This window comes from Corynebacterium kozikiae, from assembly GCF_024580965.1.
GTDB classification, from domain to species: domain Bacteria; phylum Actinomycetota; class Actinomycetes; order Mycobacteriales; family Mycobacteriaceae; genus Corynebacterium; species Corynebacterium kozikiae.
Genome location: NZ_JANIKJ010000007.1, coordinates 70039 through 95322, shown reverse-complemented (window position 1 = coordinate 95322; position 25284 = coordinate 70039). Strand labels below are relative to the sequence as shown.

The window sequence follows — 25284 nt, the reverse complement described above, 5'->3', positions numbered from 1 at the left end:
GCTTTCCTATCATGAGCCCCGGACGCATGCTCGCCACCTCACCCCAATTGACCAAACAAATGTTCGAAACGGCGCTGGAAGCCCACATCACTCCAAATGCGTCAGCTCGTAGTAGAGATCCTCCAGCTCGGATACGGCGCGCAGCGTGTCCACCGTTGCAAAGCTCACCTCTGCGAGAGCCTTGTGAAGCAAGTTGAGGTCAGAGTCATCCAGAGCCGGGGCAACCGCGGGATTGGGAAGGTCCGGCAGCGGCTTACCGCGCCAGAACAGGATCTCACTGCCTTCGGCGTTTTCCACGCCACGCTGCTGGCCAATCCGCAGCGCCTGTTGCTGCAGCTCAATAAAGTTCAGGCCCCGGAGCTCAAAAATAGCCATGGGGTGCGCAAAGAAGTAGTCAGCAGCCTTGAGGAACACCGCCACCAGGTGCTTGCAGCAGTACTGGGAATCCGGGCAGTCGCAGCGCAGACCAAATGCCTCGTGTTCCTGCTTCACCAGCAGTTCAAGCACATCCTCGGTAAATTCCCCTTCTTGCATTTTGCGCAGCTTCACCGGGGAATCAGCCAACATTTGCCCAATCTGGCCAAGGCGCTCGGGGCTACGGTACGGGAAGGAAATGGTCACGGTGAAAGGCTCATTTTGGCTACCTGCAACTTCCGCGACGAGCACGCCCTCGCGCACGTCGAAGGCCACCACCATCGCGTCACGGTAGTACTCACGCCCACGGCGGACCCGGCCACCGTCGGCAAGCTCCAGCGGATAGGTTCGCAGGATCTCGGGCAACTGGGGCGTGAGCGTGCGCGCTGAGGTGCGATCCATCGCCCCACCGAGCACCACAACGTCATCCGCTCCAAGGTCTTCGACGTCCCGTTTCGCGCCGAAGTTGTAGTAGATCACGTTGTCTTTGTGCACCCCGCGCGGGCGCTTCCGCTCAGTCATGTTGACCTCCAAAAAACACCATTACTGCCCCCTATAGCTCAGCAACATCGAGAGCTCTTCCACGCTGAGCTCAGTGAGCCAGCCTTCGCCATCTCCCACAATTGTGCTTGCCAGCTTGGTTTTGCCGTCGATGATGTCCTGGATTGATTCCTCGATGGTCCCGGCGGTGATCATTTTGTACACGGTGACGTCTTGGCGCTGGCCAATGCGGTACGCGCGGTCGGTGGCCTGGTTTTCCACGGCGGGGTTCCACCAGCGGTCCATGTGCACCACCACGGATGCCTGGGTGAGGTTGAGCCCCGTGCCGCCCGCTCTGAGGCTGAGCAGCATCGCCTTTGGGCCGTCGTCACGCTGAAAATTTTGCACCATCTTGTCGCGATCCTTCTTGCTGATTGCGCCGTAGAGAAACGGGATGTGCTCGCCAAAGTATTCGCTGAGGAATGGCTGCAGCATGTTGCCAAATGCAGCGTATTGGGTAAAGATCAGCACTTTTCGCCCGGATTCCACGGCCTGATCCAACAAATTCATGAGCTCTTGCATTTTGCCGGAGCGGTGGCGGCCTTTGATAAGGATCGGTGAGTCGTCCCCAAGAAAGTGCGCAGGGTGGTTGCAGATTTGCTTGATTCTGGTCAGCGAGGCCAACACCAGCGCACGCCGCCCCTGGGTAGGCGCCTCTTCGAGTTGCTTCTTAAGCTGCTCAACATACGCCTTGTAAAGCGCCGCCTGTTCCTTGGTCATCGGCACCGTAATGATGTTTTCCGTTTTCTCCGGCAGGTCGCTAATGATCGCTGGATCTGTTTTCAGCCTGCGTAGGATCAGCGGCGCAGTGAGGGTCTTGAGCTGTTCAATGCGAACCTCATCCTGATAGCGCTCGATTGCGCGGGCAAAGTGGTTACGGAAAAAGCTCGCGGAACCCAACACGCCGGGGTTGCAAAAGTCGAGGATGGATCGCATCTCCGTCAAACGGTTTTCCACCGGAGTGCCCGTGAGTGCCACCCGGTGATCACTGGGCAGACTGCGAACCGCTTTACTTTCCTTATTTGAAGCATTCTTAATTCTCTGTGCTTCATCGAGCACCACCCGGCGAAAATGCACGCCCGCCAGCACTGCTGAATCACGCAGCACAGTTCCATAGCTGCTGATCACCAGGTCCACCTCATGCACGGCGCGCACCAGCTCCTCACCCTTCGCGCGAGAAGATCCATGGTGCACCATCACCTTCAGCTCCGGCACAAACTTCTGCGCCTCGCGCCGCCAGTTCTCCACCACGGAGGTCGGCGCCACAATCAGGGTGGGCAAAGGCCCGCTTTCCGACGCCCCCAAGGCCCGAACGCCCTCACCGCGAGCGGGGGAAAAACGCTCCACTGCCTCCAGCGCGAGGAGCTGCAGGGTCTTGCCAAGGCCCATGTCATCTGCCAGCACGGCACCCACATGGTTTTGCGCCATCCAATACAGCCAATCCACACCGCGGCGCTGGTATTCGCGCAGCTCAGCATGCACTTGGGGTGGTATCTCCACCCGCACCGGCGCCGGCAAGTCCGTGGCTTGAAGGCCCCCTATGAGCGCCTGGTGCCACTTTGATCCGGCGTACTCGACCACCTCGGGGTCTGCAGACTCCATGGCCAATTGGCGCAGCTCGCCGAGGGTGATCGCACCGGGGTCGGTGAAGTCCTGCTCGTAGGCCTCCTTTAGTCTGGCAAGCTCGGCTTCAAGCGCGGCGATTTCCGCCTGATTTACAGGGGAGGCTGCGCGGGCGAGCTCGAGCTCCGCCTCCAGTTTTTCAATCTCGGCCTTGCGCCGCTTTTTTGAATGCTTGGCAAGCTCAGTCATGTACTTGGTTGCCCTGCGCAAGGACTGTGCATCCGCCATCACCCACTTGCCGCGCAGCAGGATCAATCCGGACTTTGAGCGCACCAGGTCAGTCATCTCATCGGGGGTCAAGGTGGTGTCACCCACCGAGATTTCCCAACGGAAATCAACAATCTGGTCCAGGCCGAGCTTAGGTTCCACCGCAGATTCCGCAGGGTCCTCTACGTGCAGCTTGGCCTTGGTTTCCTTCACATCCCAGGCCTTGGGCAGCATTACCGTAAAGCCCTGTTTGCGCAGCACCTCCACGTCTTGGCTAATGAACTGCATTAGCTCATCGGTGGTGAGGTAAGCGTCCCATGTACTTGCGTGCTCAGCCGCACGGGCAAACGCCAAGTCCATGGCGTATTCACTGCCCATCTCCCGGTTTGGGTTCAGCATGGGCACGCTTGCCACTGCCTGCCCATGCATTTCTTCCAGGCGCTGGGCAACCAGTTTGTCCTGCAATGCATCCGCCATCGCCATGGGAGCATCAGACCCGGCGCGCACTTGCACGCGCACGGGCCAGATGGCGGTGGTGATGTCTGCGTCCTCATTAGCCTCAAGCACTTCGCCGGAGGCTTCCTCCACGGAGAACACCAGCGTGAAATTCACGCTTTGTACGCTGTTGCGCCACTTGTTGAGGGCGGACACCAAATTGGCGCTGCCGCGGCGCATTGGTGTGCTGCGCAGAAGTGAGCCGACGAAGTCGTGCCACGGCATCGGCCGGGCGGCATCGGCGGTCACGCGCAGGTGGGCGTTGGCGATCCAGTGTGGGAGTTCTTGGGCGATGGATTGAGCAACGGCTGACCCACCGTTTGCGATGATCACCCCAGGTGCTGCAGCACTCATTTGGGCGATCCAGCCCCGCTCAGCGAGTCCCGCGGCAAGTTGCCAGGTGGGCCACCATTGCCGGTCCGCGTAGCCTACCTTGAATGTAAGGCGCCCGGCGCGCACAAATTGGTCCAGGCCCTGGTACATCCTGGCAAGCCACACAACATCTGGGGCGAGGGTGGCAATCTGCTCGCCGCTTGCCGTGGTTGGGCCGATTGTAGACAGGGTGGCCAGAACCCGCACCGCTTGCTCTGGGGTGTAGGCGGCGGTGGGGATTTTCAGTTGTACTCTGCGGCCTTTGGGCGTGAGGAGGGTGACCGGAATCAGGTGGGCAAATCGTTTGCCCTCGAGAAGGCCGCGCACGGCGTCTGGAAACACGGAGAGGTCCACGTTTTCCGGCACCATGATCTTGTGCCCCTCCACCTGCTCAATCCACAGGTGAAGCCCAGATTCCTGGAGCCAGAGGCCATGCAGGAGGAACGCAGGGGTGCCTTGTTGAGCGGCCCTAGGATCTGCCACCGTAACCTCCTTGTGCACGTCGTTACGCCTTCTCGGCGGCAAGTACGCAATCTGAACAATGATACTCTCCTGCCTGCCGCAACGCCCACTCAACAGCGCAGCAACAATTGTTTGGCCCGACGAACCCGAATTATTCACACCAGGAAATTTGCACCCTTGCTGAATTGGATTTTATGTTCCGTTTTGCTTTTCGCGAGCGGCGGTAGTTATTCGAGTGGAATTGGGTTTTATTCGCCTTTGGGTTTTATTCCAGGCACCCCTCCGTGCGGCTGAGCATTGCTTCTATTCATTTTTGCCCTCTATGGTGGGACCCTAGGGCAATATGTCTATTTCACTTTCCTGAAGTGACCCTCATCTGTCCCTGAACTTGAGAAAGTCCACTCTGCAAGTCCCCTTGGAGAAAGGATCGAATGTAATGACCCAAAATACGTGGTTTATTTTGGCGATCGTGATTTACATGGCGGTGATGCTCGCCATTGGTTACTGGAGTTATCGCCAAACGGATGAGTACGACGACTACGTGCTCGCTGGGCGTGGCCTCAACCCGTTTGTGGCGGCGATGTCTGCCGGCGCCTCCGATATGTCCGGCTGGCTGTTGATGGGTCTACCCGGCGCACTGTTTGTGACCGGCCTGTCCGAACTGTGGATCGCGATTGGCTTGCTGATTGGCTGCTGGGCGAACTGGAAGTGGGTGGCACCAAGACTGCGCTCCTACTCGGAGGTAGCAGAAAACTCCATTACCCTGCCGTCTTTCTTTGAGAATCGCCTGAAGGATCGTTCGCGTGTGCTGCGCATTGCCAGCTCGCTGATCATTATCGTGTTCTTCACGTTCTACGTGTCCTCCGGCATGGTCTCCGGCGGCCGCTACTTTGAGTCCACGTTTGGCTCTTCCTACATTGACGGCATGTTGATCGTGGCTGTGATCACCGTGGCCTACACCTTCATTGGCGGATTCCTTGCGGTGAGCTACACAGACGCAGTGCAGGGCACCATCATGTTCCTTTCCCTGACCATCGTGCCCATCATGGCGCTGCTCTACCTTGATGATCCCTCCTCCATCTGGACCTGGGCTGCAAACAATGACTACGGTCCGTACACCGACGGCGTGGGCAACCCCACCTACTTCAACATGATTTCCGGTGTTTCTGCGGCGGCGATCATTGGCAACCTCGCCTGGGGCCTGGGCTACTTTGGCCAGCCGCACATCATCGTGCGATTCATGGCGCTGCGCACCCCTGCGGACGCAAAGATGGGCCGCTGGATCGGTATTGGCTGGATGTTCCTTTCCATCCTCGGCGCAACCTTCGTGGCGATTATTGGTACGGCATTCTTTGGCCAGGACCCCAACATTTCCATTGTGGACCGCACCGCATTTGAGACGATCTTCCTGGACATGGGCCGGATTCTGTTCCACCCACTGCTCGCTGGCTTGATTCTCACCGCAGTGCTGGCAGCGATTATGTCCACCATTTCCTCCCAGTTGCTGGTCACCTCCACCTCCCTCATCGAGGACATCTTCAAGGTGTTCACCAAGCGGGTGCCATCCGAGCAGGTGATGATCAACCTATCCCGCACGGCGGTGGTGGCGGTTGCCATTGTGGCAGGCGTGCTGGCCATCAATCCTTCCGACTCCATCCTGGGCTTGGTGGGCTTCGCGTGGGCCGGTTTCGGTTCGGCATTCGGCCCGCTGGTGCTGTTCATGCTCTACTGGCGCCGCCTCAACGTCCCCGGCGCGGTGGCGGGCATGCTCACCGGCGCATTGGTGAGCTTCGCATGGGGCATGAGCTCGCTTTCCGACTCCCTCTACGAAATGGTCCCAGGCTTCATCTCCGCAGCCTTGGTTACGGTGCTCGTATCCCTGGCCACCAAGCCACCGGCGCAGCGAGTGCTCGACGAGTTCGAGGAAGCCACCCGTCTTGCCCGCGTGGTTGAAGCCAACCCTGAGATGGAAATCGCCGAGGCCAAGCAGCTCCAAGACAAGGGTCAGCTCTAGCGTTACAACACGGCTGCAATCCTGATGGAACCAAAAGGGGCGCCGCAACCGTCTAAGGATGGTATGCGGCGCTTCTTTTTGTGTTTAGTTGTGGCCACGGTGTTGCTTGCGGCTTGGTCGCTTCCCCCGATCGCGCGCAAGCACCCGACGATGTTGCAGGTCTCCACCGTTGCAGCACGCCCCACGATTCCGGGCTACGAGCGCACCAAATTCGGTGCGGCCTGGGCAACGCCACCCCAAGGCCCCTGCAACACTAGGGTGTGGCTGTTGGAACGCTCGCTTTCCGACGTCCAGCAGCGCGCCTGTACCCTCACCGCAGGCTGGGCAAAAGACCCGTACTCAGGGGTGCTAATCGGTATAGGCGAGGAGCACGAGCGCATCGAGGTTGACCACGTCTTTCCGCTTTCCGCGGCTTGGGACCTCGGCGCAGCTCACTGGCCGCAGGAACTCCGGGTCCGTTTTGCAAATGACCCCATCAACCTCATCGCGGTCTCCAGAACGCAAAACCAAGCCAAAGGAGATCAACTACCCTCCGAATGGCTGCCGCCAAAGCGCTCCAGCAGGTGTTGGTATGCGGGCCGGCTCGCTGCCGTTGCGGTGGCCTACGGGCTCCCCCTACCTGAGCAGGATCTCAAGGCTATGCACTCCCAGTGCATTTTGCCACCATAAGGTAGGCTTGGAGGCTGTTTGAAATTCTTAATGTAGAGCTGAAAGGCAAACCCCCGTGGGTACTTTGTTGATCCTGCTGCACGTTATCGCAGCAATCCTGTTCCTCGGTCCAGTCACCGTGGCCGTTTCCACCTTCCATGCCCGGGCCTACGAGGCCTCCCAGGGCAGCGAGCAAGCCAAGGGCGCTGCGCGCAATCTGCTCAAGATTACCCGCACCTACGGCACCCTTTCCCTGTTGGTGCCATTGATCGGCTTCGGTGTGATGTTCACCGGCGATTACTGGACTGATGGTAAGTTCCACGCCTCCATCGCGCTGTCCGTCATCGCTTGGGCGCTCCTGCTGTTCGTGATCCTGCCCCGCCAGCAAAAGCTCGCCGGTGCCCTCGGCATCCTGGAGGCAGATGAGCAAGAGGCTAAGGCCTACACCGTGGATAACTGGGAGAAGGAGAAATCCCAGCTCTCCATGTTTGGTGGCATCTTCTCCCTGCTCTGGGTAATCGTGGCCATCTTGATGCTCCTCTAATCTGGCGGCCACCAACAGGCGAACGCTTCCGCCGAGGCGTCTTGCCCACCGTATTTACTGCTCCCCGCGAGTTGGACTGAACAATCAGTTTCCAGCTCGCGGGTTTTTGCGTAAATGCACTGTTGCGGCGGGAAGAGAATTTTTTTGGGAAAGGAGACGAGAAAATTCATCTCTACCTGCACAAATACAAGATGAAAGAACTCTCATCTTGGACTCATTGAGGCTTCACGCGGGTCTTTCACACTAGTTCATGAACGCACAACACCAGTTGCGCAGAACATCACATGAACGAGTACCTGAAGGACAACAGCCATGAGCCCACTTCCCGCAACGGACCCAAGGCAGGTGCCGCAGTTGCGCAAGCGCCTGATTTGGTGGTTCGCCTTCGCTTCCGCAGCCGCATTGCTGGCTACGGCCTTGACCACCCGCACTCTGCTGCAAGCTGAGGCATCCCAGGCAGCCAACGCGGCGGTGGAACAGGAGGTGGAAGAGTTCCAAACTTTTATGGAGAACACCGCCACCCATGCACCAGCGCAACTCATAGAGGCGTACCTGCAGGTGCAGATCCCAAGCTCCGATGAAGCCATGGTGGGGGTAGACGGCGCCAGAGTGTTCACCGTCGCTGGCTCCCCCATCGAATTGCAGCCCGCAGACGTCGCCGCAATGCAGGGCACCTCCGGCATTTACCAGCGCGAGGGCACCCAAGGTGCCGAGCAACTGCACTGGGCCCGGATGACACTGGACAATCCCGCTGGTCAGGCCGACTTCATCGTGGCTGTCTCCACCGCGCAGGCACATGCAGCGATCCAACGAACCATCGCAATTGTCTCCGCAATCGGGGCTGTAGGAGTGCTGATCTCCACCCTGCTCGCATGGGTGATGAGCGCTACGGTGTTCACCCCGCTGCGAAAACTGCGTGGAGAAATCATCAAAGCCAGCACGCAGGGAAGCACTATCGACGTCACCTCTATCCCAGGTGCCGAAACCCAAGACCTGGCCACAGTGGTGAATGTCGCGCTGCACAATGCGCGCACCTCCCACGCTGCACCTGCGGGCGGTGACTCCGCATGACCACCGCAACCATCCCCTTCCCCCAGGCGCCGTCGATACTGCCCTCCTTCAACCTCCGCACCACGCTGCTCACCTTGGTAGCGGTTGTGCTGGTGGCGGCGATCCTGCTCGCCCCGCTGGGCCTTCCTGCACAGGCAAGTATCACGCTAGCGGTGTTCGCGGTGGCCGTGTGGCTGTGGATCGTCTCCCCTATTCCGGATACTTTTGTAGCCCTCGGCGCAACATGCGTGCTGGTGATCGTCGGTGTGATCTCCGTGGAGGACATGTTCGCGCCCCTTGGCGACGACACCACCTGGCTCCTCATCGGCGCCTTCATCGTCTCCGCCGCACTCAGCGCATCTGGTCTGGCACCGCGAATCACCGCTTGGTTGTGCGCCGACATTACCTCGCCACGGGTCTTGCTCCACCTTATTACCCTGGCACTGGTGGTCACCGCCTTCATGGTGCCGGCCACCTCCGGGCGTGCGGCGCTGGTGCTGCCAATCTTCCTGGCCATCGCCGCGGCGCTGCCCAAGAAGCACCAGTGGTACGCAGTGGCGCTGAGCGTGATCATGCCCTCCGTGGTGCTGCTCAGCGCGGTGGCCAGCTTCATCGGGGCGGGCGCGCACCTGATCACCAACCAAATGCTCGCCGAAGCCGGCTTTTCACCGTTTAGCTTTGCCTCCTGGATGCTCTACGGCTTGCCATACGCCCTGGTGGCCTCCCATATCTCCGCGGAGATCATGCTGCTCTCCATGAGCACCCGGGAGCAGCGTTCCACCCCGCTGGAGCTCAACCAAGCGGAGTTTGCTCCGCACGCACCGTTTTCCGTGAAGGAAATCCGTTGCATCGCGGTGCTGTGTACCGCCGTGGTGCTGTGGTGCACGGAGTCGCTTCACGGGCTCCCACCCGCACTGGTGGCGATCGTGGCCGCACTGGTGATCACCTCCCCACAGGTCGGCGGGGTGGACCTGAACAAGGCCATCAAGAAGGTGCCGTGGTCGCTGCTGCTGTTCATGGCAGCCACGGTGGCCATCGCCACCGCCTTGCAAACCTCAGGTGCAGCGCAAGCACTGGCCGAAGCCCTGTTCTCACAAATCCCCAATTCCGATTTCGGTTCCGATTCCGGTTCCGGCACTAGCACTCAGGGCCGCCAGGTTGTGTTGTTCGTTGGCATGGTGGTGCTGCTGTCCACGCTGGCTCACCTGGTGATCCAGTCTCGTTCCGCCCGCTCGGCGGTGCTCATCCCCTTGGTCATCGCCGTGGCCCCGGCCATGGGCGTAAATCCAGTAGCCGCGGCGTTCATCTCCACTGCGGCGGCGGGGTTCTGCCACACGCTGCCAAGCTCCGCCAAACCACTGGCGGTGTTCTACAGCGAAGACGGCGAACACCCGAGCTTTACCCCCAAACAACTGCTCAAAGTTTCGCTGCTGATCATGCCGGTGCATGTACTCACGCTCATGGGCTTTGCGCTGTGGATCTGGCCGGCAATGGGCCTTTCCATACACCTCTAACAATCTCTCCCCCGCAAACAGAAAGAAGAACCATCATGAACATGTACCTCCCAGAGCGCATCCTGGTTGCCCCATCGGGTTTCAAGGAGTCTCTCTCCGGCACTGAAGTTGCCAACGCGATCGCAGCCGGCATCCGCCGCGTCCTCCCCGGCGTGCGCGTGGATTCCTTCCCCGTCCCAGACGGCGGCGAGGGCACCATTGACCTCCTCGCCGAGCGCCCCAACACCGTGGTGCACCCAATGCGCGTCACCGGCCCGGTAGGCAAGCGCGTGAATGCAAAGTGGCTGGAGTTCACCGGCGCAGAGCCCACCGCCGTAGTGGAGATGGCATCCGCAGCCGGGCTCTCCCTGGTCCCGCGCGATAACCGCAACCCTGGCAAGACCACCACCACCGGCGTTGGTGAACTCATCGCGGCCGCCCTGGACTCCGGTATCCGAAACATCGTCATCGGCTGCGGCGACTCCGGAACCTCTGACGGCGGCGCCGGCGCACTCCGCGCGCTTGGGCTCAAGATCTTGGACAAAGAAGGCAAGGAAATTGCCCAGGGCGGCGAAGCGCTTTCCGACGCCCACCACTTGGACACATCCGAGCTCCACCCAGGACTCGCGGAGGCAACCATCACCCTGGCATGCAACATGCACAACGTGCTCACCGGACCAAAAGGCGTTGCCGAGGTGTTCGGGCCCCAAAAGGGAGCAACGAAGAAGCAAGTCAAGCAGCTCGGCGCGGCCCTTGAACACTGGGCAGAACTACTAGAAAGCACCTTCTGCCCCACTGGTGACGTCCGCGGCCCTGGTTCCGGCGCCTCCGGCGGGCTTGGCGCGGGGCTCATCGCAGTGGGTGCCTCCGCGCACAACCGCTTCGAGGTGCTGCTGGAACAGCTCCCCGCACCGGAAAGTCTCTGCGATTTGATCGCAGCCGCTGACTTGGTGATCACCGCCGAGGGCGCCATCGACTTCCAAACCCCCAATGGCAAGGTGCCGGCGGAAATCGCGCGCCGAGCACAGTCCACCGGCGTCCCCGTCCTGGGCATCGCCGGGTCCCTGGGCAAGGGTGCCCCGCGGGTCCACGAGGTGGGAATCTCCGCTATTCAATCCATCATGACCGTCCCCATGGCACTGGAAGACGCGGTCCGTGACGGCAGCAAGCTGCTCACCGACGCCGCCGAGCGCTCCATGCGCATGCTGCAACTTGGCAGCGTGCTGGCCTACCGCCAGGAAACGCGCACGCTGGCCCGCCTCGGCGTGATCCCTGCTGCCTAAGCCACCATCCTCGCCGAAGCTCCAAAATCCGACGGCCTCAAACCACCTTCAGCCCAAATACGCTAAGCTGCAAACCACTTGCGGCCACTACACAAGGAAGATTCTTATGACCGCACTCAATCGCTTCATCCCCCTCGCTGGCATCCTGGTCCTGCTGATCGCGGTGGCCCTCGCCGGAGCGGCACTCAGCAGTTCCCACGAGGCACCCCGGATCGACCCTGCATCGGCAACCCTGACCGTCGGCAGCACCACCCCACCCTCGCCTGCGCCCACCACCAGTACATCCACGGCCGGAGATGATGGGCAAGACAATGGGCAGGACAATGGGGAGGGATCAGCGGCCGTCCCTTCACCGGTACCAGCACAAGCCCCCGCTCCAGCACCCGCACCCGCACCGGCTCCAGCGCCCGCTCCAGCACCAGCACCGCAGGTGATCGTGCCGCAACCGCCGCTGGTGTACCAGGACTTTGACGATGACTTTGATGACCTAGACGATTTTGGGGATTTTGATGACGACTAACGCCATCACCCAAATGCGCCACTCCATCCGGTGGCGCATCACCGCGTGGATCCTCGCCGTGGTCTTCCTGGTCCTGGGCAGCGTGATTTACCTGCTCGATTCCGTGCGTCGCGGCGAGGTTCACGCACAAGCAAACGTGGCAGTGGAGCAGGAGATTGAAGAGTTCCGCCGGTTCAGCGCTGAGGGCATCGACCCGGCAACGGGGCAGCCGTTTAGCACCGCAGAGTCCATGCTCCGGGCGTTTTTCAGCCAGCAGATTCCGGGTGAAGACGAGCTCATGTTTGCCCTCATCAACGGCGAACTGGTGTTGCAGCACCGCAGCGCGAATTCCACGAGCCCGGAGACGCTGAGCCAGGAGACCACACTGGTGCGGGCCATCATGGAAACCAATGCGAGCTCCGGTATTACGGATACCTCGGACACCCCCGGTGTGCATTGGGCGAAACTGCAAGTGAGCACTTTTGGCACCAATGACCCCAATTATTTTGTCATTGCGGTGTTCACCCAACCCGCCTATGACCAGCTCTCCCAGCAGGCGCGGGTTGTGTGGGGTCTTGGGGGCGTCGGCTTGGCGCTTGCTGCCGTGATCGCCTGGGTTGTTGCTGCACAGGTGCTCGCCCCAGTCCGCGAGTTGCAAAAGGTTGCCTCTGACATCGCATCGGATACCACCGGCTCGGAAACTGACCTCACCAGGCGTGTGCCCGTCCGCGGTGATGACGAAATTGCCCAGCTCAGCCGCACCTTTAATGGAATGCTGGACCGAATCGAGGAAGCATACGCCGTGCAGCGGGAGTTCATCGACGATGCCGGCCACGAGCTGCGCACCCCCATCACCGTGGTTCGCGGCCATTTGGAGCTCCTCGAACATGCCACTCCGGAGCAGCGCGCCCGAAGCGTGGAGCTGTGCACCCAGGAGCTCGACCGCATGACCCGCATGGTCAATGACCTACTCACACTTGCTGTTGCCGACGCCGGCCAGCCCTTCCTCAACCTCAGCGAAGTAGATGCCACCGACCTCGTGCTGGAGATCGAGGACAAAGCGATGATGCTCGCCCCCAACCGCGTGCAGGTCCGCGAATTTGCCGAGGCCACCGTGCTCGCCGACCCCGACCGCATCACGGAAGTCATGCTCGAGTTCGTGCGCAACGCAGTGAAATATTCCCCGCCGAGCACCCCAATCCAACTCGCCAGCTCCGTGGTTGAAGGCGGGGTGAGCTTCAGCGTTAACGACCGCGGCCAGGGCATCCCCGCAGAGGCGCTGCCCACGCTGTTCCAGCGCTTCCATAAAGGCAATTCCGACGCCGCCAAGAAGCAGGGCTCAGGGTTGGGGCTGGCCATTGCGCAAGCCATCGCTCAAGCTCACGGTGGCAATGCCTGGGCCGAAAGCACGCCCGGCGAGGGCTCCACTTTTGGCATCACCATTCCCACGCACACCCCGAACGAGGAGCAACAATGAGCAGAATCCTGATTGCGGAAGACGACGCAGGCATCGCGGAGTTCATCGCCCGCGGCCTCGAAGCCGAAGGGTACAGCGTGGACCTCGCTCCATCCGGACCCATTGCCTTGGGCCTGGCACATTCCGGGGCATACCAGCTCATGGTGCTTGACCTCGGCCTGCCGGGATTGGACGGCACGGAGGTACTGGGGCAACTGCGATCACTGGGCAACGAACTACCAATTATTGTGCTCACCGCCCGCACCGGACTGGATGACCGGATCAAAGCCCTCGAGGGCGGGGCAAACGACTACATGCCCAAACCCTTCCAGTTCGCCGAGCTGCTGGCTCGAGTTCGTCTGCGCCTGCGCGACACCCCAACCCCAACCGGAGCAAACACTCTCAGCCGCGGCGGCATCACCTTAGATTTGAAGACCCACCGCGTAGAGGTGGACGGCAAATGGGTGGACCTCTCCCGCCGAGAGCTCGGCTTGCTGGAAACGCTGATGCGCCACCCCGGCCACATCCTGTCCCGCGCCCAGCTCTTAGGGCAGGTGTGGGGCATGGACTTTGACCCAGGTTCCAACGTGGTGGACGTGTACATCCGCACCCTACGCAAGAAAATCGGTGCCCACCGCGTGGAAACCGTGCGCGGCTCGGGCTACCGATTCAAAGATTAACTACCGCCTGCTGGCGCTGGAATGGACGTTTTAGCGCAGGTTGTAACTTTCCAGCAGGAGTTTTTCGCCGTCAAGCTTCAGAACCGTGAGGCTCGCGGGATGCGGCGCAACCACCTGCGAGGGCTCCAGGCCCACCAAGGCGCGCAAGGCTGCGCGGATTACACCGCCATGGATCACGATGGCAATAGCCGGCACGGGAACATCCTCCGAATGGGCGGCAAGGCCACGCCCCACAGCCGCATCCACACCACGCAGAACACGAGCGCGGAAATCCACCAATGTTTCCGCACCCGGTGGGTCAAAATCTCCGGCGCGCCAGGCTTTGTAATCAGCACCCTGCGTGCTGCGAATATCTGCAGCGTATTGTCCCTCCCACTGGCCCAGGTAGCACTCGTTGAGTTGAGGGTCTGCGGTGAAAGTGTGAAATCCCAGTTCCCGGGCGGTGTCTTGCGCGCGTGCGAGGCCGGAGGTTGTGACCTGGCGTACGTCGTAACGTTTCACGAGCGCAGCGAGTGCCTGAGCCTGCGCCCGACCGGTGTCAGAGAGCGGGATGTCCGTTTGTCCTTGAAGGCGGCGTTCGATGTTCCAAAGCGTTTCACCGTGCCGAATCAGCAGAATATGCATGCCAAATCACCTCTCCTTCCTGATCAAACAGCGCGTCTGGATAGGCATCGAGGAAGACACTCACCTGCTGGCCATTGAGGGCATGCACGCGCTGCTCCTGCGCTGCTGTCACGCGAGTACCATTGTGCAATTCAACACCAATGACCCAGCGATCAGCCATTGGCACTTGGTCCACGAGCGTTCCGACGATCCCCCGTTGGCCATTCGCCGCTTCCCCACCGCTCGCCACGGCTTGCTGGGTGCACACGCGGACGCTGGTGGCGCGATACATCGCCTGAACTGGGCCTTGTTCATCACCGACCAGCAGTACCTCGTGCTCACCCGCCACAGTAAGGGTGCCATCGTGGGCGTGCGCCTCCAAGACGTTAGCGGCCGGGGTGCCAATGAAGGTTGCGGTGAAGGCGTTTTCGGGGCGTTCCAGCAGATCTTCCGGAGTGCCAAACTGGGCGATTTTGCCTTCGTGCATCAGGGCGATGTGGGTTGCCATTGCCATTGCTTCTACTTGGTCATGCGTCACATATACGCAGGTAGCGCCGGTTGCTCGGTGGATGCGGGAGAGCTCGGCGCGGGTTTCCACACGCAGTTTAGCGTCCAGGTTGCTCAAAGGCTCATCGAATAACAGCACCTTGGGTTCTGGGGCGATCATGCGGGCGATGGCCACGCGCTGCTGCTGGCCACCGGAGATTTCGCCTGGGTAGCGCGCCGCGAGGTGATCAATGCCGAGTAAAGCCAGCACCTCATGGGTGCGCTGCTTACTCGCTGTTGGAAACTCAAAGCCAACAACCTAAATGCAAAAGTTCTTGCACGCAGGGTAAGTTTTGCAATTTATTTCTCAATCAGACTTGGTGTTGAAAATCATTCACCTTTACGCAACATTGCAAGACAAACCCGCTGGAGGCACGTCACCTGCCGTTCAACAAGCAGGTACCCTCGAGTTCAAGGAGTGCGGAGGGGGTTGCGGGTCCGTTGGGTTCGTTGGGTCCGTTGGTCGATAGGACGCGTTGGTCGATAGGCAAAAGTCGATAGGACCCGATTTCCCCCAAAATCCGGCGTCCTATCGACCAACGCTCTGTCCTATCGACTTTTAAATGTCGACCAACAGATTCCCGCTTCCAAAATCACCCCAATTTCTCCCCCGCCCATGAGAAATCCCCACCCGCCAAAGCTTTAACACTTCAACGGGTGGGGATTAAGGCAATTGATTCAGCCAAAGAACCGAATCGCCGGGGTACTTCTAGTCGCGCCACTCACGGCGGCCACCGCGATCACCGCGATCACCACGGTACCCACCACGGCCACCACGATCACCGCGGTATCCACCACGGTCACCTCGGCCACCACGATCGAAATTACGCTCAGGCAAACGGCCCGATGGGTCCTTTTCGATGTGGATGAGCTGGCCGGAGATACGAGTATCTGCAAGGTTGTCCAGCACGTGGCGTGGCAGATCCTTTGGCAACTCCACCAAGGTGTGGTCCACATTGATCACAATGCGGCCAAAGTCCTTGTTGTTCAGGCCACCCTCGTTGGCGAGCGCACCCACGATTGCTCCTGGGCGTACATGCTGGCGCTTGCCCACCGCGAGGCGGTAAACGGCAAGGTCTTTGTTGCCCCGATCAAAACGGTCACCACGATCACCACGGTCACGGCGGCCACCACGATCACCGCGATCACCACGATCAAACCGGTCACCACGATCGCCACGACCACGCTCAAAGCGGTCACCGCGGTCACCACGCTCGCGACGACGCTCCGGCGGAGGCTCCTTCATGAGGAACTCGTCTCCCGCCCGGGCTTGGGTCGCCAGTGCTGCAGCAATGTCCTCCAGTGGCACGTCATGCTCTTCGGAGTATTGCTTCACCAGGGCACGGAACACGTCTACCTGCGAATCTTCGAGGGATTCGGTGATGGAGTCAGCGAACTTGGCCTTGCGTGACTCGTTAACCTCGTCCACGGTGGGCAGGTCCATTTCCACCAAGCGGGCGTTGGTTGCGCGCTCGATGGAGCGCAGCATGCGGCGTTCCCGAGGGGTCACAAAGAGGATTGCTTCACCGGAGCGTCCGGCACGGCCGGTGCGGCCGATGCGATGCACATAGCTTTCCGTGTCATTTGGAATGTCGTAGTTGAACACGTGCGTGATACGCTCCACGTCCAAACCACGGGCGGCTACGTCGGTAGCTACCAGAATGTCCAAACGGCCGTCTTTGAGCTGGTCAACGGTGCGCTCACGCTGCGCCTGGGCAATGTCACCGTTGATTGCAGCAGCAGAGAACCCGCGAGCGCGCAGCTTTTCCGCCAACTCTTCCGTCTCGTGCTTGGTGCGCACGAACATGATCATCGCTTCGAACTCGGTGACCTCGAGGATTCGGGTGAGGGCGTCGAGCTTGTTGCGGTGCGCCACAGAGAGGTAGCGCTGGGTGATGTTGGTGTTTGTGCGAGTTTCAGACTTCACCTGAATCTCGTGCGGGTCGTTCATGTACTGCTTGGACAAGCGGCGGATACCGTTAGGCATGGTGGCGGAGAACAGCGCAACCTGCTTGTCAGCAGGGGTGTCCTCGAGGATCCGCTCCACGTCCTCTTGGAAGCCCATGTTGAGCATCTCGTCCGCTTCATCGAGCACGAGGAAGCGCAGCTCAGAGATGTCAAGGGAGCCCTTTTCCAGGTGGTCGATCACACGGCCTGGGGTACCCACGATGATTTGCGCGCCACGGCGAAGGCCGGAAAGCTGAATGCCGTAGGCCTGCCCACCGTAGATTGGCAGCACGTGAATGTCGCCGAGGTGGTCGGCGAAGGACTGGAAGGAATCCGCCACCTGGAGCGCAAGCTCACGGGTCGGGGCAAGCACCAAGGCCTGAGGGTGGCGCTTGGTGACGTCGATACGCGAAAGAATTGGCAGCGCAAATGCTGCGGTCTTGCCGGTACCGGTTTGCGCGAGACCCATCACATCGTTGCCCTCGAGCAACACTGGGATGGTTTGCGCCTGGATGGGGGAAGGCGTTTCAAAACCCACGCGGGCAACGGCCTTCAGCACCTTGGATGGGAGGCCGAGCGCCTCAAACCCATTTTCCTCTTCACGATCGACTCGCTCATCCACAGGGCTTGCAGCACCTTCTGAGTCAACCTTTTCTTCGTTCTTATCGTCGTTGTCCGCTTCAATTTCAGCGGAGCCGGCGGCCTCAGAAGTGTTCGCAACCCTGGAGTCGTCTACAACGGCAGCCACATCTTCGGTGGTGCCTTCGTCTACCTGCGAAGTTTCCTGAGATTCCGACAAAATCTTAATTTCCAGCTCATTCTCGCCGCTGGAGGCGTTATCGGTAATGCTCATTGCCTAAGCAACCCTACGCTACAACGCAACACAAAACCCAAAACGTGCCCAAGCACACCCGCGCCGCCCAAGGTACCCAATGTCACATTTCAGCATTTCCAAAGGTTTCCAGGGGCCGTTCGGCGCTAGGCAGGAGCTTACCGACGCCCCCCAAGACCGTAGTCCCTCACCGCAGTCCGGGGTCCAGAGTCCGGGGTCCGGGGTCCGCACGCTTAGCCTTCGCCTCATTCTTCGCCCAAGTCCCTGCCCAGGTCCCCCTCCGCCTTTCGTCTGGCAGCTCCCCCGGTGAGGGTTTCTGGTGCGGCAATCCAAGCCAGCGTTGCAACTAGGGAAAGTGCACCACACAGCACAAAGGCAGGACCGAACCCAAAGGCCTGAGCGGCGGCGCCAATGATGATCGGGCCGAGCACCGCACCAAAATCCATGGACATCTGGAAATAGGCCAAGACCTTGCCACCGGAACTATGGGTGCCAACGATATCCGCCATCACCGCTTGCTGAGCTGGGTTCAACAGCCCCGCCCCGGCGCCGGCAACCGCGGATGCCACGAGCAACAACGTGAAGTCATGCGCATATCCAAATACGGCGGTGGAGAGCCCATTGATCACCAATCCACACAGAATCAGCGGTTTACGCCCATAGGTATCCGCGAGCCTGCCGGAAAATTGCAGCACAACCGCATTTCCTACGGCGAATGCGGTCATTGCAAGGCCTGCCACCGCCGGCCCATTACTGAAGGCAGTGGCGGCAAACAGGGGCACCACCGCTACTCGCACGCCAAAGTTGGTCCATCCGTGCGCGAACCCTGAAACCAAACTTGCCCGGTATGCCCGGGATGCCCAAGCGTCCGCAAATCTCATGGGCGGCACCACGGCGCTGCCGGTAGCGGGCTTGCCAACGTTACTCGGCAGCAGCAGCCACACCATCACCGCGGCGATGGTCACGAAGATGCCATAAATAAGGAACGGCATCCGCATGCCGAACACCGCCAGCACACTGCCTAAAATCGGCCCAACGATATTGCCAAACAGAAAGCCACTCGCGTACGCCGAGGAGCACTTCGCGCGAATTGTCGGCGGCGAAAGCCTCACCACCAACCCCATCGCTGAGACGGTAAACATTGTGGACCCGAATCCGCTGAGGCCACGAAACAGCATGAGCTGCCAATATTCCTGCGCAAAGAAGCACATGATGGTCGTGATCGCCACGAGCCACAGCCCGGTGATATACACCCCTCGGGAACCAATAGCATCCACCAAAGTCCCAGACATCGGGGCAAACAGCAGCCTTGTCCCCGCAAAGACGGACACCACCGCCCCAGCGGCTGCCATGCCCACCCCGAAGCTCATTGCGAACTGCGGAATCACCGGCGCAATGATGCCAAAACCCACCGCGATCACAAATGCCGCGATCACAAGTACCCAGATTTCGCGCGGAATCTTAGGTTTGGGATCAATTGCGACTGGTTTCACACCCTCACATATTATTCATGCCCCGACGCTTTGACCATAGAACCAGACCACCTCCTTCCGATTCAAACATTTGTTCTATATGCTGGGTTTGGGTGTCGCACCTATTTCCTAGCCTTAACGACGTCCCCCAATACATGATTTTCCAGAAAGGCACCCCATGCGCATTGCACACCAGAACCCATTGACCCCCCGCCCCCTGCATGAGCATTCCGCCACCGAGCTCGCCAGCCACATCGCCCGCGCGTTCCCCCAAACGCTCAGCAAAGTAGGCATGGCGTTGCATCACCCGCGCTCACTTGCTCGCCCTACACCTACTTGGCGCCCACCCACCTTCCATCTGCCCCAGTTGCCCGGGGAGGATGACCTGCAGGTCAGCATTACCCGGCGGCGCGTTGGGGCCAAGGCCAAAGCGCGCTTGCAGGGCTTCGGCGAGGCTCCTCCCGCATACCTCATCACCACCAGAGTCACAAGCCCCAAAGGCTATTACGTGCAACCCAACATCGCCGAAGCCTGGGTTCGAGCCCTCGTTGGTGAACAACGGATAGACTGCGTCCACGTCATTGAATCCGGCCAAGCAGCCACTTTCCTGTGGCTCGTCGACGGACACTTCCAACCCCTCCACTCCCCGGCGCGGATGTTCCAAAGCTTCGCTGAGGCGGCATAGCTGGCCTAGTTCATCGGGTGCGAGAGGTGAGGAATTAGAGGTGCAATTCCCCTACCTCGGCATATGTTGCAACCCGCCGCACAAAGCGCTCATTGTGGCATGTGAGCAGCACAGCTTTCCCCTCCCTCAAAGCGTCTGCAAGAACCTGGTGAACTACCTGCTCAGCAGCCGGATCTAAACCCACATCAGGTTCGTCCAAACCAACCACCAAGTGCGGACCTCCGAGCTGAGCAAACACTTGCACAGCGCGGAGCTGAGCAGCCGTCACATCCAACGGATGCGCATCAAAGGGCACACCCAAAGCTGTACACATGCGAGCCACCTGCTCCCTTTGGCAGGTCACCTGGGCCAGCATCTCCCCCACGCTGGTCTGGGCAACTTGGTCTTGGGCGCGCTGCAACGCAAGACCAAAACTCCCACCAATGTTCTTTTGGCAACCTTCATGCCCGTCCAATCCAGCTAGTGCCCGCAGCACGGTCGTTTTCCCCGCGCCATTCGGTCCACACAACCAGGTCACCGCACCTTTCTGCAGCCTCAGGTTCTCCGCAGGCACATGGACCTCAAACTCTCGTGATTGCCGGAGCTGGCGTGATTGCCGGAACTTCGGGTGCGCTGGCTTTCGCCCACGCAACCACCCACGCCTTTGCGATCCGCGCCTTGCATTGAGCTCCCCCAACTCCACCCATTCTTCGAGCGGCGCCACGCTCGAGCCGTCCAAGTCCAGTTCCACGTCCAGCGCAGGCAGCTCCGGCAATTCACCAACTACCTCAACTTCACCAGAACCCCTCAACTGCTCCACCCCAGCACTGTTGGCGCTCACGCACAACACCACAACACCCGGATAACTATGCATCAACGCACAAAGGCGACCTACCGAATCCACATCCAGGCCAGCGAAAGGATCCTCAAAAATCAGCACATCCGGACCCCATGAAGCGGTACTCGCCACCGCGACACGCTGCACCTGACCGCCTGAAAGATGCGTTGGGTCTGCGTCGGCAAGCTCACTTAAGCCCAACTGGGCAAGCAACTCCTCCACTCGCGCGGCCATCCTGACCTGCTCCCAGCCCCGTTGCTCGAGCGGCAACGCCACTTCCTCATCTACCCGTGAGCGTAAGTACGAGAGGTGACGCATACCGTCACGGAACACCACCGCCGAGCTTTTGCCTGCGCGCAAAGCCTGCTCCTGCAGTGCCAATGCCACGCGTTCGCTGCCCTCGGTTGCACCCACCACAACGCAATCGCCTGACGCCAACCGCTGCATCAACCCATCTACCACAACGAAATCCACGCAATCACCCCGAAACTGAACACCACCATGGCTCCCCTCACCACTTTTTGCACCGCGGAGTCCTGCAGCGGATACAACAGCGTTTTTTGACCCACAAGCTCCAGGCCCGCACTTTTCATTGGTGCCGCCCGGTCCGCTCCCTGTGTAATCACATGAATCATCACCATCAGTGCCACGCGCACCACCGCGCGCGGCCCCCTCACCGGTATTCCCTGCAATACCATCGCATCGCGTACTGTCCCTCGGGCGCGCGCTGCTTGGGGCGCCAATTGCAACGTTTGCCCCACAATCACGGCGAGCCTTGTACCCAATCCCCCCTTACCGGAAACTTGCAGAGCCTTCAACAGCGCCGGTGTTTCCACCCAAGCAACTGCTGCCAGGACTACCACGATCAACGCGCAAAATCGCAATGCCAGTACACCTGCAGTGGCAAGACCATCCAATGTCACAAACGGCGCGATGCGCTGCTGCCCATACGGGGCATGCACCAACACCATCGAAATCGCAGCAGGAGCACACAACACAGAACTGGCAAAAATCACCGAGGCATTGCCCACCTTCCATGTACCAGCCCCAACGGCGAGAACCAACACAATGGCAGAAAACCACCAAGTATTAATGCCCAGCACCAGAAGCCATGCACAAACGCCCGCACACAGCGAGGTGTACGGGTGCATAGACGTTTGCGGGGATACCACTATGAGGCAGCTTTGGTCCGACCCCAAATGCGGCTCGGCAAGGCACGCACCGTCAGCCACACCAACGCCATCACAATCGCCTTGTCCAACGGGTCAGAGATAAACGATTGCATCGTCACCGAGGCAATCAGAGAATTGCCCATCTCACGGAACAAGGACACAATTGCACCAGTTCCAACGCCTGCGGTTCCTCCGTACACAAAAGCCGCAACCGGTGCTGCCAACATCCCCGAGATCACACCAATGACCGCACCGGAGAGCACGGCCACCAAGAGGTTACGCCTTGCGCCGCGTTGGAAAGCCACACCGGCAAGGAGACCCACCACGGCGGAAACAGCAGCGAAAGGCAAAGCCGCGGGATTCAGCAGGCCCCACACCACGGAACTCAAGGTGCCGGTGGCAACACCTGCGATTGGCCCAGCCAGCGCGGCGATCAACACCGTTCCCACAGAATCCAAGTACAACGGAATGCCAACAGAGCCAACAATCTGGCCGATCAAGATATTCAGCAACAACGCCATTGGGATGAGCGCAATGGTGCGCACCGGAAGAACTGGCAAGGTTGCTGCCAACAAAAATACAGCGCCGAGGCCATAGCCAATGAGCGTGATCAGCGCTGGAGCGGAGCCTCCCACTGAATCCCAATCCAAAGGGGCCACTACCACCAAATACAACCAGGTCAGCAGTACAACAAACAGGCCGGCACCAACCAATACTTTCCGGTTGGCGGAAAGCCCCGAGAATCCAGTAAACCCAGCGGTCCCAGTGTTACCAGCCAAATCGGAGGTATCAGGGAGAACAGAACGTGACATGCAAAGCTCCTCGAACATCATCCTGCAATGGATGAATACAACGGTCGCGCCTATGTCACCTCGGCGCGCGAACGTGGGACAGTGTAAACCTGCCCCCGCCGCCCCGCCAACTTTTGCGTCAGCTCGCAGAATGGAATGCGCGCAACAGCCCCAAAGCCTCACGCCACACGTCCCAAGCCTGAGCCACGTTGGCTTGGATAATCAGGCGCGCATTCGCAGGTTGGTTCCAGTGTCCTTTGAAGTCAGCGACGGTTGTTCCCCGCAGCAGCGCGGAGTCAGCTTCAACATCCACCCGTAACGTGTGCGCCTCAACATCCACGATCCCCAGCGCGATCATCACCGCCAGCAAATCATGAACTTGTGCTAAATAGCCCTCACCCTGAGCCTGGTGAAACTCAAAATAGAAACGCAGCATCGGTTCGAGGACCTTTGCAAGAGCGCAGTCCCCCAACGCGGCGACAGACTCTTCAAGCAGCTTTGGTGTAAGCAACATCTGCTCCGTCACACCCAACGCGCACACGGTGATCGGCCGAGTCACCGCCCCGAACAGCTCTTTCGCCGCGTGCGGATCCACCCAAGAATTCCACTCCGCGGTGGGGGTGGTATTCCCCGGATACAAGTAGGCCCCACCCATCAGCGTGATGTGCTTCGGCAGTGCATTCGCGCGGGACCACACGGCGGCATTCGTCGCGGGACCAGTGACCACCAACAACGCATCACCATCGTCCTGCAACACCTCACGCCACAAGCCCTGCCAGTCATAGCCCACCTCCGCAGCGGGCGCCTGCGCATACCCCAACCCAGTGGGCCCGTGGGTTTCCGGGGTGGTGACCAAATCCACCACCACCGGCCCTGCTTCGCCAGCGACCACGGGCACCTCTTCCCCTATGCCCGCCAGGCCAAGGATCCACCGGGTGTTCCGCGCCGCTTGCTCCGCAGTCGTGTTCCCCGCAGTGGTGGTTACCCCGGCCAGCGTGATCCGCCCGGCGCGGTGCAACGCAGCCAGAAGGATCAGCGCGAGCGCGTCGTCAATGCCCGTGTCACAGTCCAGCAGCACCGTGGGGGTTTTAGTCTTCGTCAAAGTACTCAAACTCGTCGTCGAGGGGCACCATCTGCTCTGCCCAACTGTCTGCCTGCGAGGCGGCGAACTCGATGATGTCCAGGAGCTTGTCAAAATCGCTGAAGGTCCCGAGTTCCAGTGTTTCTACGCTGTTGTTGAACAGGTCTTCCTCAACAAGGTCCAGCGGGAGGTCATCAAACTGGAACACTTGGAAGGTCAGGGTCGCGGTGGGTACGGCTTCCTCAATGTCAATGCCGATGGCAAGCTCCGCGTCGGGCAACAGCGAGGTGCGGATCACATTGGGTCGGGCGGCGTCTTGGAAGAACTCCAGGCCTTCCAACCGTGGGTCTTCGCCCTCAAGGAGGGTTTTCATCAGGGAGATGATCTGGTTGGTGGCCACATGCTCGGCAACGGTGCTCACCGCGTCTTTGACTGAGAAGACCACAGATACCAGGGCGGCATCGAATTCTTCATCATCATCATTCGCGGCGGCAATGTAGACGTTGGCGGCGGGCAGATCGGGATCAATTTCAACGAACTGAATTTCAAGTTCGGGTGTGATTGGCACAAACAGTGTTTCGCCCAGAACCCTGGATTCAATTCCCTCTGTGTCCAGTGCGTTTGCAAGATCTTCAAAGAAGCTCATCGCCTGCGTCCATCCCTTCCAAGCATGGAGTTTGAAGTACCGGGCGCATTGTTTGCACACGGCAATTCCTAAGCCTAACGGGCAACAGGGGTTTGCGCATGCCCCATCGCGCTAAAAAAGCACCGCCTGGATTTGGCCTTGGATACGCTCCTGCTTCTCCCGCTTCGGACAAGAGGTGCACAGCTGTGCCTGTGGTGAGGAGTAGATCATGCAGCAACTGGCTCGGTGCGCCAGCAAGTACTCCGCCTGTTCAACGGACATGATCTCGCCATCTGCACTCAGTCCTTCTATCTGCGCAGGTGGGAGCGAGCGGCTGGTGGCCTCTTGGATGCCTTCACGCATCGCGGCAATGACCTCAAGGGCGTGCTCCGGCTCAAATGCATCATTGCCCGCTGCCACCCCGCTTTGGATCACCGCATCCGAAAGCACTGCCCACAGAGGAGCTTGTTTCATCCCGGAGGACTCAGATAAGGCCGCAATCACCTGTGCCATCGCCGCGCCCAGCTCCTCCCCCGCCTCCAGAGGCCCATCTACCAGGCTGGAAGGCTGATACCCCAACCAATAGCCCTGCCTGTCCTGGCTAAAGAGCTCTCCCAACTTGAGGCTCGGGTACACGCTGTGCTCCACCATGAGGTTCATGGCTGGGCCAACCACTGAGTTGCACAGTGAGTAGAACCAGAGTTGAGCAGCATGCTTGGGGTTTTCCAAGGAAAAGGTCTGCTGGCCTCGGTGAATTACCTGCAATACGAACGTTGGCTCGCACAGCTCCCGCAATGACACTGTGAGGGAATCAGGTCCAGGCGCCACACAGGGATCAAAGTGTGGTTGCTGCGCCACGAGCTGTTGGAGTGCTCGCGCAAGGGTTGGGTTGGTAGGACTGGCCATGTGTTTAAGCCTACGGAGTTTTGGGCC

General features: G+C 60.0%; 21 protein-coding genes and 1 pseudogene. 10 read left to right on the top strand and 12 right to left on the bottom strand.

All coding sequences use genetic code 11. The features are described from left to right. Positions 1–87: 87 nt before the first annotated feature. Positions 88–936: an SWIM zinc finger family protein gene (locus NQ018_RS06360; protein ID WP_257059672.1), complete on the bottom strand. Its 849-nt coding sequence runs from the start codon at positions 934–936 to the stop codon at positions 88–90. A 21-nt stretch (positions 937–957) separates the two neighbouring features. Further along, the gene (locus NQ018_RS06355) at positions 958–4134 is read right to left on the bottom strand and encodes a DEAD/DEAH box helicase (protein WP_257059670.1); all 3177 of its coding nucleotides are present in this window, start codon (positions 4132–4134) and stop codon (positions 958–960) included. A 415-nt stretch (positions 4135–4549) separates the two neighbouring features. Here NQ018_RS06355 and putP point away from each other — a divergent pair, with 415 nt between their 5' ends. The 9 genes from putP to NQ018_RS06310 all read left to right on the top strand — a co-directional run bounded on the left by putP (position 4550) and on the right by NQ018_RS06310 (position 13780). Further along, entirely contained in the window at positions 4550–6127 is a 1578-nt protein-coding gene (gene putP / locus NQ018_RS06350) for a sodium/proline symporter PutP (RefSeq protein ID WP_257037642.1), read from the top strand. Between the two features lie 63 nt (positions 6128–6190). Next, the gene (locus NQ018_RS06345; RefSeq protein WP_257059668.1) at positions 6191–6796 is read left to right on the top strand and encodes an HNH endonuclease family protein; all 606 of its coding nucleotides are present in this window, start codon (positions 6191–6193) and stop codon (positions 6794–6796) included. Positions 6797–6851: 55 nt separating this feature from the next. Next, complete coding sequence (locus tag NQ018_RS06340) at positions 6852–7319, top strand: DUF2269 domain-containing protein (protein WP_257059665.1); 468 nt, start codon at positions 6852–6854, stop codon at positions 7317–7319. Between the two features lie 312 nt (positions 7320–7631). Further along, a complete protein-coding gene (locus tag NQ018_RS06335) occupies positions 7632–8390 on the top strand; it encodes a hypothetical protein (protein ID WP_257059662.1) in 759 nt (252 codons plus the stop codon). Next, positions 8387–9883, top strand: coding sequence for an SLC13 family permease (locus tag NQ018_RS06330; RefSeq protein ID WP_257059660.1), 1497 nt, complete (start codon positions 8387–8389; stop codon positions 9881–9883). Before NQ018_RS06335 ends, NQ018_RS06330 begins: the two co-directional genes overlap by 4 nt. A gap of 35 nt (positions 9884–9918) precedes the next feature. Then, positions 9919–11145, top strand: coding sequence for a glycerate kinase family protein (locus tag NQ018_RS06325; protein ID WP_257059658.1), 1227 nt, complete (start codon positions 9919–9921; stop codon positions 11143–11145). A 106-nt stretch (positions 11146–11251) separates the two neighbouring features. Then, complete coding sequence (locus tag NQ018_RS06320) at positions 11252–11665, top strand: hypothetical protein (protein WP_257059655.1); 414 nt, start codon at positions 11252–11254, stop codon at positions 11663–11665. Beyond that, on the top strand, positions 11655–13121 hold the full coding sequence (locus tag NQ018_RS06315) for a sensor histidine kinase (RefSeq protein ID WP_257059652.1): 1467 nt from the start codon (positions 11655–11657) through the stop codon (positions 13119–13121). The genes NQ018_RS06320 and NQ018_RS06315 overlap by 11 nt, the downstream gene beginning before the upstream one ends. After that, a complete protein-coding gene (locus NQ018_RS06310) occupies positions 13118–13780 on the top strand; it encodes a response regulator transcription factor (RefSeq protein ID WP_257054641.1) in 663 nt (220 codons plus the stop codon). Before NQ018_RS06315 ends, NQ018_RS06310 begins: the two co-directional genes overlap by 4 nt. A gap of 30 nt (positions 13781–13810) precedes the next feature. Here the strand turns inward: NQ018_RS06310 and NQ018_RS06305 are convergent, their stop codons facing one another. The 4 genes and pseudogenes from NQ018_RS06305 to NQ018_RS06290 form a co-directional block, all read right to left on the bottom strand. Then, the gene (locus NQ018_RS06305; RefSeq protein WP_257059638.1) at positions 13811–14404 is read right to left on the bottom strand and encodes a histidine phosphatase family protein; all 594 of its coding nucleotides are present in this window, start codon (positions 14402–14404) and stop codon (positions 13811–13813) included. Then, a pseudogene (locus NQ018_RS06300) lies at positions 14376–15152 on the bottom strand (ABC transporter ATP-binding protein); the annotation flags it as partial. The gene NQ018_RS06305 and the pseudogene NQ018_RS06300, both read right to left, overlap by 29 nt. Positions 15153–15638: 486 nt before the next feature. After that, positions 15639–17729 carry a DEAD/DEAH box helicase gene (locus tag NQ018_RS06295; protein ID WP_257059635.1) on the bottom strand — a complete coding sequence of 697 codons (2091 nt, stop codon included), beginning with the start codon at positions 17727–17729 and terminating at the stop codon, positions 15639–15641. 224 nt (positions 17730–17953) lie between these two features. Further along, entirely contained in the window at positions 17954–19201 is a 1248-nt protein-coding gene (locus tag NQ018_RS06290) for an MFS transporter (RefSeq protein ID WP_257059633.1), read from the bottom strand. Between the two features lie 157 nt (positions 19202–19358). Between NQ018_RS06290 and NQ018_RS06285 the strand changes: the two genes are divergently transcribed. After that, complete coding sequence (locus NQ018_RS06285; protein WP_257059631.1) at positions 19359–19865, top strand: hypothetical protein; 507 nt, start codon at positions 19359–19361, stop codon at positions 19863–19865. Between the two features lie 34 nt (positions 19866–19899). Here NQ018_RS06285 and NQ018_RS06280 read toward each other — a convergent pair whose 3' ends face one another. From NQ018_RS06280 to NQ018_RS06255, 6 genes are all read right to left on the bottom strand, one after another. Next, positions 19900–21156, bottom strand: a complete 1257-nt coding sequence (locus NQ018_RS06280) for an ATP-binding cassette domain-containing protein (RefSeq protein ID WP_257059629.1) — start codon at positions 21154–21156, stop codon at positions 19900–19902. Beyond that, positions 21138–21698 (bottom strand): energy-coupling factor transporter transmembrane component T family protein, encoded by a 561-nt coding sequence (locus tag NQ018_RS06275; RefSeq protein WP_257059626.1) that lies wholly within the window; start codon positions 21696–21698, stop codon positions 21138–21140. The genes NQ018_RS06280 and NQ018_RS06275 overlap by 19 nt, the downstream gene beginning before the upstream one ends. A 155-nt stretch (positions 21699–21853) precedes the next feature. Next, complete coding sequence (locus tag NQ018_RS06270) at positions 21854–22666, bottom strand: ECF transporter S component (RefSeq protein WP_257059624.1); 813 nt, start codon at positions 22664–22666, stop codon at positions 21854–21856. A gap of 118 nt (positions 22667–22784) precedes the next feature. Continuing rightward, positions 22785–23747 carry a nucleoside hydrolase gene (locus tag NQ018_RS06265; protein WP_257059622.1) on the bottom strand — a complete coding sequence of 321 codons (963 nt, stop codon included), beginning with the start codon at positions 23745–23747 and terminating at the stop codon, positions 22785–22787. Next, the gene (locus NQ018_RS06260) at positions 23734–24372 is read right to left on the bottom strand and encodes a hypothetical protein (protein WP_257059619.1); all 639 of its coding nucleotides are present in this window, start codon (positions 24370–24372) and stop codon (positions 23734–23736) included. Before NQ018_RS06260 ends, NQ018_RS06265 begins: the two co-directional genes overlap by 14 nt. A 111-nt stretch (positions 24373–24483) precedes the next feature. Further along, a complete protein-coding gene (locus tag NQ018_RS06255) occupies positions 24484–25257 on the bottom strand; it encodes a (2Fe-2S)-binding protein (protein ID WP_257059618.1) in 774 nt (257 codons plus the stop codon). Positions 25258–25284 lie beyond the last annotated feature (27 nt).

Excerpts from the sequence above, each read along its gene's own strand:
- NQ018_RS06360 (WP_257059672.1), bottom strand. The coding sequence starts at position 936 with ATGACTGAGCGGAAGCGCCCGCGCGGGGTGCACAAAGACAACGTGATC.
- putP (WP_257037642.1), top strand. The coding sequence starts at position 4,550 with ATGACCCAAAATACGTGGTTTATTTTGGCGATCGTGATTTACATGGCG.
- NQ018_RS06345 (WP_257059668.1), top strand. The coding sequence starts at position 6,191 with ATGCGGCGCTTCTTTTTGTGTTTAGTTGTGGCCACGGTGTTGCTTGCG.
- NQ018_RS06335 (WP_257059662.1), top strand. The coding sequence starts at position 7,632 with ATGAGCCCACTTCCCGCAACGGACCCAAGGCAGGTGCCGCAGTTGCGC.
- NQ018_RS06330 (WP_257059660.1), top strand. The coding sequence starts at position 8,387 with ATGACCACCGCAACCATCCCCTTCCCCCAGGCGCCGTCGATACTGCCC.
- NQ018_RS06325 (WP_257059658.1), top strand. The coding sequence starts at position 9,919 with ATGAACATGTACCTCCCAGAGCGCATCCTGGTTGCCCCATCGGGTTTC.
- NQ018_RS06320 (WP_257059655.1), top strand. The coding sequence starts at position 11,252 with ATGACCGCACTCAATCGCTTCATCCCCCTCGCTGGCATCCTGGTCCTG.
- NQ018_RS06315 (WP_257059652.1), top strand. The coding sequence starts at position 11,655 with ATGACGACTAACGCCATCACCCAAATGCGCCACTCCATCCGGTGGCGC.
- NQ018_RS06310 (WP_257054641.1), top strand. The coding sequence starts at position 13,118 with ATGAGCAGAATCCTGATTGCGGAAGACGACGCAGGCATCGCGGAGTTC.
- NQ018_RS06305 (WP_257059638.1), bottom strand. The coding sequence starts at position 14,404 with ATGCATATTCTGCTGATTCGGCACGGTGAAACGCTTTGGAACATCGAA.
- NQ018_RS06295 (WP_257059635.1), bottom strand. The coding sequence starts at position 17,729 with ATGAGCATTACCGATAACGCCTCCAGCGGCGAGAATGAGCTGGAAATT.
- NQ018_RS06285 (WP_257059631.1), top strand. The coding sequence starts at position 19,359 with ATGCGCATTGCACACCAGAACCCATTGACCCCCCGCCCCCTGCATGAG.
- NQ018_RS06270 (WP_257059624.1), bottom strand. The coding sequence starts at position 22,666 with ATGTCACGTTCTGTTCTCCCTGATACCTCCGATTTGGCTGGTAACACT.
- NQ018_RS06260 (WP_257059619.1), bottom strand. The coding sequence starts at position 24,372 with ATGAGCTTCTTTGAAGATCTTGCAAACGCACTGGACACAGAGGGAATT.
- NQ018_RS06255 (WP_257059618.1), bottom strand. The coding sequence starts at position 25,257 with ATGGCCAGTCCTACCAACCCAACCCTTGCGCGAGCACTCCAACAGCTC.